Annotated in this window: 13 protein-coding genes; 9 read left to right on the forward strand and 4 right to left on the reverse strand. The window is 61.0% G+C overall.

All coding sequences use genetic code 11. The features are described 5' to 3' along the window. Positions 1-67 precede the first annotated feature (67 nt). From ACW9JE_RS23885 to ACW9JE_RS23895, 3 genes are all read right to left on the reverse strand, one after another. Positions 68-958: an esterase/lipase family protein gene (locus ACW9JE_RS23885; protein WP_457434148.1), complete on the reverse strand. Its 891-nt coding sequence runs from the start codon at positions 956-958 to the stop codon at positions 68-70. A 107-nt stretch (positions 959-1,065) separates the two neighbouring features. Next, positions 1,066-1,371, reverse strand: a complete 306-nt coding sequence (locus ACW9JE_RS23890; RefSeq protein ID WP_095192092.1) for a DMT family transporter — start codon at positions 1,369-1,371, stop codon at positions 1,066-1,068. After that, on the reverse strand, positions 1,372-2,010 hold the full coding sequence (locus ACW9JE_RS23895; protein ID WP_224541186.1) for an FMN-dependent NADH-azoreductase: 639 nt from the start codon (positions 2,008-2,010) through the stop codon (positions 1,372-1,374). Positions 2,011-2,131: 121 nt separating this feature from the next. Between ACW9JE_RS23895 and ACW9JE_RS23900 the strand changes: the two genes are divergently transcribed. The 3 genes from ACW9JE_RS23900 to ACW9JE_RS23910 all read left to right on the forward strand — a co-directional run bounded on the left by ACW9JE_RS23900 (position 2,132) and on the right by ACW9JE_RS23910 (position 4,731). Continuing rightward, a complete protein-coding gene (locus tag ACW9JE_RS23900) occupies positions 2,132-3,034 on the forward strand; it encodes a LysR substrate-binding domain-containing protein (protein WP_224541187.1) in 903 nt (300 codons plus the stop codon). A 158-nt stretch (positions 3,035-3,192) separates the two neighbouring features. Next, entirely contained in the window at positions 3,193-3,960 is a 768-nt protein-coding gene (locus tag ACW9JE_RS23905; protein ID WP_224541189.1) for a hypothetical protein, read from the forward strand. Between the two features lie 63 nt (positions 3,961-4,023). Next, positions 4,024-4,731: a hypothetical protein gene (locus tag ACW9JE_RS23910; RefSeq protein WP_224541191.1), complete on the forward strand. Its 708-nt coding sequence runs from the start codon at positions 4,024-4,026 to the stop codon at positions 4,729-4,731. A 62-nt stretch (positions 4,732-4,793) separates the two neighbouring features. Here the strand turns inward: ACW9JE_RS23910 and ACW9JE_RS23915 are convergent, their stop codons facing one another. Then, the gene (locus ACW9JE_RS23915) at positions 4,794-6,863 is read right to left on the reverse strand and encodes an AsmA family protein (protein WP_457434149.1); all 2,070 of its coding nucleotides are present in this window, start codon (positions 6,861-6,863) and stop codon (positions 4,794-4,796) included. A 385-nt stretch (positions 6,864-7,248) separates the two neighbouring features. Here ACW9JE_RS23915 and ACW9JE_RS23920 point away from each other — a divergent pair, with 385 nt between their 5' ends. The 6 genes from ACW9JE_RS23920 to ACW9JE_RS23945 all read left to right on the forward strand — a co-directional run bounded on the left by ACW9JE_RS23920 (position 7,249) and on the right by ACW9JE_RS23945 (position 11,196). Continuing rightward, a complete protein-coding gene (locus ACW9JE_RS23920; RefSeq protein WP_224541195.1) occupies positions 7,249-7,698 on the forward strand; it encodes a hypothetical protein in 450 nt (149 codons plus the stop codon). Between the two features lie 171 nt (positions 7,699-7,869). Further along, positions 7,870-8,502: a TetR family transcriptional regulator gene (locus tag ACW9JE_RS23925; protein WP_224541197.1), complete on the forward strand. Its 633-nt coding sequence runs from the start codon at positions 7,870-7,872 to the stop codon at positions 8,500-8,502. A 284-nt stretch (positions 8,503-8,786) separates the two neighbouring features. Further along, positions 8,787-9,287, forward strand: coding sequence for an urease accessory protein UreE (gene ureE, locus ACW9JE_RS23930; RefSeq protein WP_224541199.1), 501 nt, complete (start codon positions 8,787-8,789; stop codon positions 9,285-9,287). Further along, positions 9,284-9,958 (forward strand): urease accessory protein UreF, encoded by a 675-nt coding sequence (locus ACW9JE_RS23935; protein WP_457434150.1) that lies wholly within the window; start codon positions 9,284-9,286, stop codon positions 9,956-9,958. Before ureE ends, ACW9JE_RS23935 begins: the two co-directional genes overlap by 4 nt. A gap of 21 nt (positions 9,959-9,979) precedes the next feature. Further along, positions 9,980-10,594 carry an urease accessory protein UreG gene (gene ureG / locus ACW9JE_RS23940; RefSeq protein ID WP_137807103.1) on the forward strand — a complete coding sequence of 205 codons (615 nt, stop codon included), beginning with the start codon at positions 9,980-9,982 and terminating at the stop codon, positions 10,592-10,594. A 29-nt stretch (positions 10,595-10,623) separates the two neighbouring features. Further along, a complete protein-coding gene (locus ACW9JE_RS23945) occupies positions 10,624-11,196 on the forward strand; it encodes a HupE/UreJ family protein (RefSeq protein ID WP_457434151.1) in 573 nt (190 codons plus the stop codon). The last annotated feature ends 199 nt before the right edge of the window (positions 11,197-11,395 follow it).

An 11,395-nucleotide genomic window follows, 5' to 3' on the forward strand; every position in this document is an offset into this window, starting at 1 on the left:
GCGTTTCGTCTGGAGGAACGCGGTCCAATGTGGGAGCGGGCTTGCTCGCGAAGAACGATAACGCGGTCTAAAGCCCTGCCGCCTTCAAACGGGCCCCATGCTCGACAAACAATCGAATCGGCTCCGCCCCCTTCCCCACCAACCCCAGCGACTGGTTGACGATGTCGAAATGGTCCAGCGGGTACTCATCGCCAATCACCGTCCCCAGATGCGAGCTGTAGCGCCCGACCATCCCGTCGCAATGCCCCGCTTCGCGCACGAAGGTCCTGGCGAACAACCGGCAACTGCGGTTGGTGCCATCGAGCAGATTAAGCCCGCGGTTGGTCTTGCCCGGTTGCAGGGTGCCCGACCAGGAGTAATAGCGCACGCCATTGACCTCCGGCGGCCCATGCCCGCCCCAACTCTGCGGCAGCCCCTGTGGATAACGTTGATTGAACAGCGCCACCCCTTCAGTGGTGAGCGAATGATGGGAAGCGTGAATATCCACCGGCAGCTTCGGCCCGCGATAACCGGTTTCCAGCAGGCTCATCAGCGCCGCGATCAGCCGGATCAGAAAGCTCAGCAGCCGGCCTCGCACGCTGTCGTGGGGATAGTGGTTGTGCAGGTAATCGGCAAGTTCCGAACCGTGGTTCGGTCCCGCCACCGAGGTCACCGACGCCACCCGGTCCGGTCGTTTGGCCGCCGCATAACGCGCCGTCAGCGCACCCTGGCTGTGGCCGATCAGGTTGACCTTCTCGGCCCCGGTCTCGCGCAGAATTTCCTCGATCCGCGCCAGCAGTTGCTCGCCGCGCACTTCGCTGGAATGCACAGGCGAGACCTGCACCGCGAACACTCGCGCACCATCCTGGCGCAATGCGGGGATGATCCCGTACCAGTACGGATAGAGCAGCACCCGGACAAACCCGAGCATTCCCGGGACCAGCACCAGCGGGTAACGCGTGGCCGAACCGTGCGACATGGGCGGACTTCCTTGTGATCGAAGGCTGGAGCAAGGCGCGATGCATGACCTGCGCCAAGCATCACCAGCGAAGATGACAACTCGACGACCAGTCTAGGCCATCCGCCTCACTTCAAGCCCACGACGCCCGCCACGATCAGCCCCACCGACAGCAATTTGACCGCGCTGAGGCTTTCCCCGAGCAGCGCGAAGCCGAGAAACACCGTGCCCAGTGAACCGATGGCGGTCCAGATCGGGTAAGCGATGCTCACCGGCAACTCGCGCATGGCCAGGGTCAGGAAGTACACCCCGCCCACGGCCGCCACCACGGTGATCAGCGACGGCCACAGACGGGTGAAACCCTCGGCGTACTTCATGCCCATGGCGAAGGTGACTTCGAAGCCGGCGGCAATCAGCAAGAACAGCCAGGCCATCTAGAACTCCCTGGCCAGTGCGACCAGCCGTTGTTCAGCCTCGGCGGCGGACACCGCGAACGTGCGCGCCTCGGACTCCTCGCCCTCGGCGGCGACCACCGTGACATCGGTGATGCCGATGAAACCCAGCGCCGTACGCAGCAATGGATCGGCATGGTTCATGGCTTCCAGCTCACCGCCCGGACCGAAACCGAAGCCGCCGCGGCTGGTGACGATCAGCGCCTTTTTGCCGTGCACCAGCGGCTCGTACTGGGCCACGCCGTTGTCCAGGGTGTGGTTGAAGGTCAGGCCGATGCGCACGATCTGATCGATCCAGGCCTTCAAGCCGCTGGGCACGCTGAAGTTGTGCATGGGCGTGGAGATCACCAGCAGATCGTGGCCCAGCAGCTCGCCGACCAGTTCGTCGCTGAAGGCCAGATCCGCCTGCATCGACAGCGGCCGCGCCTCGGGCTGTGGATAAAACGCCGCGGCCACGAACGCCTCGTTGACCGGCGGAATCAACGCACGCCCGACTTCACGGCGGGTCAGCGAAGCCTGGGGATTGCGCGCCTGGAACGCTGACAAGAACGCTTCCGCCAAGCGCCGCGAATGCGACCGTTCGCCCCGTGGGCTGGCATGAACCGCAAGAATCTTACTCATCTGAATCTCCTCAAGGACTAGACTGGAACCACTTGTGGCTCGCAGCTTGAAGCTCGCAGCCGCGTCCCAACAACTGATCAGAAATCAGTTAGGATGAATCCATTTCATCCATGGAGTTTTCATGTTTGCCTCACTGCCGCTGACTGCCCTGCGCGCCTTCGAATCGGCTTCGCGCCTGCTGAGTTTCAAGGCTGCCGCGGAAGAACTGTCCGTGACCCCGACGGCGGTGTCCCATCAGATTCGCTCGCTGGAAACCTGGTTGGGTGTGCAGTTGTTCGAGCGCCTGCCGCGCCAGGTACGCCTGACCGAAGGCGGCGAGCGACTTTTCCACAGCCTGCACGGCGCATTTCTCGACGTGGCGCAAAGCGTCGACACCCTGCGCCCGCAACGCAGCGGCACCAGCCTGACGATTTCCACCACCGCAGCCTTCGCCGCCCTGTGGCTGGTGCCGCGCCTGGGGCGTTTCTATGCCCGCCATCCGAACATCAGCCTGCGCCTGGACACCCACTGCGACGTCATCGATCTGCATCAGGACGCCAGCGTCGACCTGGTGGTGCGCTACAGCCTGGATGACTATCCGAACCTGTACGGGCAGTGCCTGTTCGATGAAACCTTCGGCGTCTACGGCTCGCCGCAGCAGGTGGCCCAGGCCGCCACTCGCCTGCCGACGCTGATCAGCGTGCGCTGGCACAACTCCAAACTTTATGCCCACGGCTGGGAGGCGTGGTGCGCACAATCCGGCGAAACCTGGCTGAGCGCCCGGCCCGCGATGCGCGAATACGACGAGGAGCATTACGCCCTGCAAGCGGCGATTGCCGGTCAGGGCCTGGTGCTGGGGAGCAATATTCTGGTGTCGGACAACGTCGCCAGCGGCCTGCTGGTGCCCTATCGCGGCGAAGTGCAGGTGGATGGCGCCGGATACAGCGCGCTTTGCGTGCCGGGACGGGAGCGGCATCCGCCGGTGAAGGCGTTTTTTGCGTGGTTGCAGGAAGAGGCGCAGTTATCCGGGCAGGCCTTGCGCTGAATGTAATCAGCGAACTTTTATTAGTTAAAACTTCCAACTTCGAATAACGAACTTATATTTGAAGTTACAAACAGGGCGTAGACTTTTCTTCGAATGAACTTATTCTGACCAGCACAACCACAGTGGTTGTGAACATAAACATGTAAAGGAATACGCCCATGCAACTTGATCAACGACTGGAATTTATCGACTCCCTGGTTCCGCTACCTCATGTTATTGCTCCGAGGTCATTCGGAGGCAATACGTCGATCACGCCACTTCACGACATCGACAAACCCACCGCCAGTGTAATGCCGAGCACGATCGATGCATTCCTCCCAGGCGTTTCCAAGGAAATCATTGACGACGTCAATCTCTGCAAGTTGGTCATGCAGAACGCAGCGTCCAAACAGTACCCGAACCCCAATCAACTATTCGAATGGTACAAATACTATGTTGATGGTCTGAAAAAGCTGGGTTGGGTCATCCAGAGCCACGACCTGCAGGAGGTCACCATTCGCCGAGTAGGCTTGACGATAGACCAGATCGCCGCGGAAATTGCCAAGGGACTGGTCACCGCCGAGGGCGCGCAGGTTCTGCAAAAAATCGGCAAGTTGGCTGTAGAGGCGACCCAAAAGGATGACCGCGCGCTCAACATCTTCAACCGCGAAAACAAAATAGGTCAGCAGGCCAAGTTCGATATTGCCCCCGTCTGGGTCGATAAACACAACCAGCCGAACATGGTCCTGAACTGCATCTCACTGGATGCACGCGAAAGTACCCGGGGCATTCTGTTCTGGAAGTCCACAAAACAGTCCACCACCATCAAGACTGGGGCCGTGCGTACTTACCTGGACGGCAAAGTGTTCGCTGGCTTGCGTGGCCCGCTCTATCAAAAATTCAGTGAAGCCGGCGAAAAGTTTATTGCAGATCTCCCCGACTTCTAAAGTCCACCATACTTGAATCGGATAAACGTCCGATTCAAGTATGCCTCTTGAGCACATATCATTATGGCGAACTCCAATTGCGACATTTACTTGGTAAACGGCAACATCACCGTCTTCTGCGGTACGCACACTGAAACTCTGAAGCAGGACATTCTCAATTCCAGTCTGCTTGGTGAACTTGCAGCCATCTCCAAGCACTCGGAATCCCAGGACTCGTTGTGGGCCGGTTTTATCGAGACCGTCAGTAAAATAGGCTGGATTACCAAGAGCCGGGAATTCAAGCGTCATGACTTTTCCGGTAAAAGCCTGCTGAAAATCATTGAATCAAGTGTTGGCAGCTCTTTAACGAGAGAAGAAAAGGACGCCTTGAGCAAAGCCTTTTCGATACTGAAAAAGCCCGGTACTCACTCGCCGGCCACCCAGAGGGTTGTGGATAAACTCCAGGCCAACACCTTTGCCTGCGACGAAACTCTGGGTTGTGCGACAGCCAGGGCAACGATTGCCGGTACCACCCGGGTGACCATCGTTCGCAGCAACGCGAGCATCATCACCCTGCAAATCGCATTCAAGACCACCCAGGGGATCAACATCGACATCCTCGACCACCCCGTCCTCGATGCGATCAAGGACGGCAAACCCAATATCTGGATGCTGGTCAGTTCCCTGGATGCCCGCCAATACAACGCCCTGCGGGCTACGGTCATCAAAAAACTCGGTAATCACATCCACGACGACCTTGTGCATGTGATCACACCCAACCCCGTGGTTTGAAATGTCCACTCAATCCTTTACCGATCCCCCGCAGACTTCTGCGGGGGATCTCGTTTCAGGCTTCAGTTCTTCACGGTTTTGGGCGCCTTGCCCGCCTTCATCTGCTCCAGCAGCGGCGCGCATTGATTCGGCTCTCCCCCACTCGGCGCCACCAGCGCCAGCAGTCCCGCCGCCGGTGCGGCGATCACTCCCAGCGCCACCATCCCCGCCCCGCGCAACATCAACGGCACGGCTTTGACCCCGGCATCGGGCTTGATGAACTTGCCCCGCACGTACAACGGCGAACGCAGTGAAATCAGGCGCCAGCCCTTGGATTCCGGAGTGACGGTCAGGTCCAGTTGCTCGGTGGCCATGTTGGCCGTGCCGTCGACGTAAATGATCGCGTTCTCGGTATCGAAAACAAACAACCGCGTGGTGGCCAGGCCCGACTTGATGTCGAAGTCGGCTGCAGCGCAATTGATCTTCACTTCCTTGTCGCCAAAGATCCGGCCCACCACGTAGTTTCCGACGTTCAAGCCAGCCAGCTCCATCAACTCGCGACTGATGGCGCCATCGTTGATCAGCATCTTCAGATTGCCGTTGGCGGTGCCCAGCAGCTTGGCCACCGAGTTGCCGCGTCCGGTGATATCGGCATCGCCGTTGAGCTCACCGAAGCTGGTTTTCATCGGCTCGAAAGTCGGGAACAGCTGTTTGAGCTTGAAGCCCCGGGCCGTGAGTTTTGCGTGGCCCTCCAGCGGCTCGGTGTGGCCATTGAGGCGAATCTGCGAATCCAGCTTGCCGCCTGCCACGCCGAAACGCAGCGGCTCGAGGCTGAGCACGCCATCGGTGAGGACCAGGTGGGTATACAGATCGTTGAAAGGCAGTTTTTCGCTGTGGACGATGCGTTTGCCGGTGAACTCGACGTCGGCGTCCATATCGCGCCAGCGTTCGGTCTTGAACTCCTCCACCGGCAGCACCTTGTCCGACGGTTGCTTGCTCTCGCCGCCGCGAGCCTTCTGCTTGGCGTTGGAGTCGGCACCGATCAACGGCGCGAGGTCGGCGAACAACAGTTGATTGGACAGCAACGCGCCGCTGAGCTTCGGCCGCGGCTGGCTGGCGACATAGCTCAGGTTGCCGTGAATATCGCTGGAGCCGATGGTGCCGTTGAACTCTTCATAGCGGAACACGGCGCCGCCCGGCTCATGCAGCTTGGCGATCAGGTGACCGTCAGTGGCGTAAGGCGGGGTGTCCGGCAGGGTCACGCCGGTTAGCGGGTAGAGATTGCCCAGGCTGGTGCCGGCCAGCTTCAGGCGCAGATCGAGGGCGCCGAGATTCAGCGGATCGGTCAGGGTGCCGGCCAGTTCGACGCTGGTGTCGGCGATCTTCACCTGGGCCTGCAATGGAAATGGTCGGGCCGAGTCCTGCAGGGCCAACAGGCCGCCGATCTTGCCCTGGCCCGTCAGTTTCTGGCCGTGATACTGGCCTTTGACCTTCAGACCAAACGCGTAGTCCTGTGGCGCACCGCCCTTCTCCTGAGCGGTTTTCGCGGCCTTGTCGCCGACGATCTCGCTGAACGGAATGGGTTTGCCCAATGGATCTATCAGGATATCGAGCTGGGTCTTCAGGTTCTGATCGTCCAGAGTGACATGGCCCTTGTCGAAGCCGATCGCGCCGATGTCCAGCACCCAGGGTGAGGGTTCGGCATTGGGGTCTTTGGGGTCGAACTTGAACACCCAGTTGGCGCGCCCGTCCGCCAGGCGTTGCAGCTCGGCATTGGGCTCGGTCAGGTCAATGCGCGGGATCACCACCCGTTGCGCCAGCAGCGCCAATGGAGAGATGCGCAGTTCCACACGCTTGAGCGTGGCCATGTTCGGCGCTTTCGACCAGTCCGGGTTGCCCAGGCTCAAATCCTCGGCCACCACATGCGGCCACGGCACCCAGGCCCGCCAGCCGCCTTCTTCCAGCTCGCGACGCCAGACCACCGAGAGGTTGCCGTTGATCGCGAACGGTCGGTGCAGTTCCTCGGAAACCTTGGCGTTGAGGGGCGGTTTGATCCGGTTCCAATCGAAGAACACGATAAACAGCACGAGCACCGCCAGTACGACGACCAGGGTGCTGAAGGTCCAGGCGAGAATTTTACGAGTGCGCGTCATTGCACAGAACTCCTGATACGGCTGGGCGACCCGACCAAGACGCCCATGAGAAACGCAGGGCCCGAACGGCCCGCTATGAAATCTACGACTGAAAAACGGCGCGCAGGTTTAATCGAAAGCCGCTTTTGGTGCAATCGACCGGTCGAATTCTGCCCTGCCCGGCACCTGCAACGTTACCGGCCCCGCACTTTTGTGCGGCACAAGTGAGTCGAAAATACCCACCCCGGTGCAAAATCGTCGGACTGAAAGGCCCGGTTTAGAGCCATCGCAGAGAACAATCAATTCCGTTGATTATTAACATTGCGTTTATGAACTTTTATATCGACTTCCCGGAGGTAACAATTTAACCGTCCCTACTTTATCGCCCTGTCACGGAGCACAGATCATGAAACGCCAATTACTGCTTAGTCTTTCCCTTTCTCTGCTGGCCAGCACTGCCTTCGCACTGCCGGCTGCAGAACAGGCTACTCCGCAAGTCAAAGACAGCCACTCGGTGTTCAGCCAGACTGTTGCCGCTGATGGTTCCGATCGCACTCCAGGCCAAACTCTGGCTGAAGGTGGTAACGACCGCCTGAAAGAAAAAAATCTGATCACTGAAGACGGCTACGACCAGACCAAAGGTTCTGTTGCCGCCGATGGTTCTGACCGCACTCCTGGTCAAACTCTGGCTGCCGACGGCTCCGACCGCACTCCTGGTCAAACTCTGGCCGCCGACGGTTCCGACCGCACCCCTGGTCAAACTCTGGCTGCTGACGGTTCCGACCGCACTCCTGGCCAAACCCTGGCCGAAGGTGGTGGTGACCGTGTGATCGAACGCAACAGCTCGATGAGCTAAGCCTGATGGCCGCCTTGAAAAAAAGCCCAATCCCCGGATTGGGCTTTTGATTTTCCGGTCTTCCCGGCCGTTGGATGCCTTACCTCCCCGCCTTTCCCTATCGTTGTTCGACGCCGGCAAAGCCGATTTGCTAGAGTGCGCCGCTCTCCTTTCTTAAGAAACGCCTTAGCGATGCTGCCCCGCGCTGAACAGAAACAACAAACCCGCGTCGCATTGATGGACGCTGCCCGGCACCTGATGGAAGGTGGCCGCGGATTCGGCAGCCTGAGCCTTCGCGAAGTGGCGAAAACCGCCGGCATCGTCCCGACCGGTTTCTACCGGCATTTCGCCGACATGGACGAACTGGGCCTGGCGCTGGTCTGCGAGGTCGGCCAGACCTTCCGCGAAACCATCCGCCTGGTGCGCCATAACGAGTTCGTCATGGGCGGGATCATCGACGCGTCAGTGCGCATCTTTCTCGACGTGGTCAGCGCCAACCGCTCGCAGTTCCTGTTCCTGGCCCGCGAGCAGTACGGCGGTTCACTCCCCGTTCGTTTGGCCATTGGCCGTCTGCGGGAAAACATCAGCTCCGATCTTGCCGCCGACCTGTCGCTGATGCCCAAGCTGCAGCACCTGGATATCGCCGGGCTGAGCGTGATGGCTGATCTGATCGTCAAAAGCGTGTTCGCCACTTTGCCGGACATCATCGACCCGCCGGCCGAAGCGCTGCCTGAGCATCTGACGCCGCAGGCGAAGATTACCCAGCAGTTGCGCTTTATCTTCATCGGGTTGAAGCACTGGCAAGGGCTCGGCAGTACCGAGTAATCAGCGCCGCCATTCCTTGTGGGAGCGAGCCTGCTCGCGATAGCGAATGCACATTCAACATCTGTGCGCTTAACCCGCACCAATCGCGAGCAGGCTCGCTCCCACAAAAAGACCGCAATCGCATCAACTTGGTGCGCACGGGAAAAGACTCGCACCAACTCCGCACAAAACCCACGGTACTTTGAGCGCCTTCCCACGCTTCCGACGGCCATTTCCTACACCTCCCGCCGATTGGCGCGCCCCTTGCTCTAGCCCTTGCATCGTCCATTGCTGGAAGCTTTCCGATGCTGGTGATTCACCGCAGAATCGACCCTCAACCCGTCTGGGCCGCCGAGTTGCACTTGAACTTCGAAGCGCGGAGCAAAAGCCGTTTGCGCTGTTTCAGTGCCGAGGGCGAAGACGTCGGGTTGTTTTTGGAGCGTGGTCAGTCGCCGCTGTATGACGGCGAGTGCCTGCAGGCCGAAGACGGGCGCATCGTCCGCGTCTGCGCCCGTCCCGAACAACTGCTGCACGTCACCTGCGCCAATGCCTTTGAACTGACCCGCGCCGCCTATCACCTGGGCAATCGCCATGTCGCCCTGCAAGTGGGCGATGGCTGGTTGCGCCTGCTCGACGATTACGTGCTCAAGGCCATGCTCGAACAGCTGGGCGCCAGCGCCGAATCCGTCGAAGCACCGTTCCAGCCGGAGCACGGTGCCTATGGCGGCGGCCACCATCATTCACGCCATGGCGATGAAGACTTCAACTATCCGCCCAAGCTGCACCAGTTCGGCGTGCGCCTGTGAACCCGGCCTGGGCGCTGTTGCGTCTGGCCAGTCCGCAATTGCCGATTGGCGGCTACAGCTACTCCCAGGGGCTGGAAATGGCGGTGGAGAACGGTCGCGTCCACGACACCGACAGCGCGCGGCGCTGGATCAGCGATCAGTTGCTGCTCAACCTCGCCCGTTTCGAGGCTCCGCTGCTGCTGGCCCATTGCGTGGCCGCCCAGGAAGAAAACTGGAGCGAACTGCTGCAACGCTGCGAGGAACACCGCGCCAGCCGGGAAACCCGTGAGCTGCACCTGGAGAGCCGGCAGATGGGCTATTCCCTGCAACAACTGCTCAACGGCTTGCCGGAACTGGATTCCGCCGCACGCGCCTTTCTCGCGCAACGCCCGGAGCCGCACCTGGCGCTGGGCTGGGCCTTGGCGGCCCGTGCCTGGCGAATCAGCCCGCAGGACGCGCTGGCCGCGTGGCTTTGGAGCTGGCTGGAAAACCAGCTGGCAGTGCTGATGAAAACCCTGCCACTGGGCCAGCAGGCCGCCCAGCGCCTGACCAGTGAATTGCTGCCGCTGCTGCAACAGGCCCAACTCAACGCAAGCGTTATCAAACCCGAACACATGGGCAGCGCCGTTTTCGGCCTGTCTTTGGCGTGCATGGCCCACGAGCGCCAGTACAGCCGCCTGTTTCGCTCATAAGTCCCCTGTCTGGAGAACCCCATGAACACACAACCCCTGCGCGTCGGCATCGGCGGCCCGGTCGGCTCCGGCAAGACCGCCCTGACCCTGGCCCTGTGCCTGGCCCTGCGCGAGCGCTACAACCTGGCCGTGGTGACCAACGACATTTACACCCGTGAAGACGCCGACTTTCTGGTGCGCAACCAGGCCCTGGCGCCGGAACGCATCATCGGCGTGGAAACCGGCGGCTGCCCGCACACGGCGATCCGCGAAGACGCCTCAATCAATCTCGAAGCCGTGGATCAACTGAACCGGCGCTTTCCCGGGCTGGACCTGATCCTGGTGGAGTCCGGCGGCGACAACCTGTCGGCGACCTTCAGTCCGGAGTTGTCCGACCTGACCATCTATGTGATCGACGTGTCCGCCGGCGACAAGCTGCCGCGCAAGGGCGGCCCGGGCATCTGCAAATCCGATCTGCTGGTGATCAACAAGATCGACCTGGCGCCGCTGGTGGGCGCTTCCCTGACCCTCATGGACAGCGACACCACGCGCATGCGCAACGGCAAGCCGTTCGTCTTCAGCAACCAGAAAACCGGCCAGGGCCTGGAAGAAATCATCGCCTTCATCGAACGCCAGGGCCTGCTGACCGCCGCCTGAGCACCACTTATCAACAAGGAAGCTTATCCATGACACTAAAACGCATTCTCGGCGCCCTGGCCCTGCTGCTGACCCCGGCCCTCGCCTTCGCCCACCCGGGCCATGGCGACAACGGCCTGATCGCCGGCATCAGCCATCCGATCGGCGGACTCGACCATTTGCTGGCGATGCTGGCGGTGGGCCTGTGGGCGGCGCAACAGAAAGGCGCGTCGCGCTGGGCGCTGCCGTGCACCTTCGTCGGCACCATGCTGCTGGGCGGCGTGCTGGGCTTTGAAGGGTTGAACCTGCCGGCGCTGGAAGGCGGGATCGCGGCGTCCGTGTTGGCCCTTGGGCTGGCGGTGGCGCTGGCGGTGCGTCCGCCGTTGAGCCTGGCGGTGGCCGCGACGGCGTTGTTTGCGCTGTTTCACGGTGTCGCCCATGGCCTGGAATTGCCGGACATGTCGAGCCCGTGGACGTATGCGGCCGGGTTTGTGGCGGCTACGGCGGCGTTGCATGGGGCAGGTTATGTGATGGTGCGGGTGTTGCCGCAGGCGGCTGCGCCGGTGGTGAGGTTGATGGGCGCGGCTTCGGCGGCCACTGGAGCTTGGTTGCTGGCGGGTTAGTTTTCCATCGTCTGTACTGACGTCATCGCGACAGGCTCGCTCCCACAGTGTTCCAGTCGTTCGCTCCCCCTGTGGGAGGTTGATGGGGCTGCTTCGGCGGCGACTGGGCCTGGTTGTTGGCGGGTTAGTTTTCCATTGTCTGGACTGGCGTCATCGCGAGCAGGCTCGCTCCCACAGTGTTCCAGTCGCTCGCTCCACC

The sequence above is a fragment of the Pseudomonas sp. SDO55104_S430 genome, assembly GCF_054070595.1.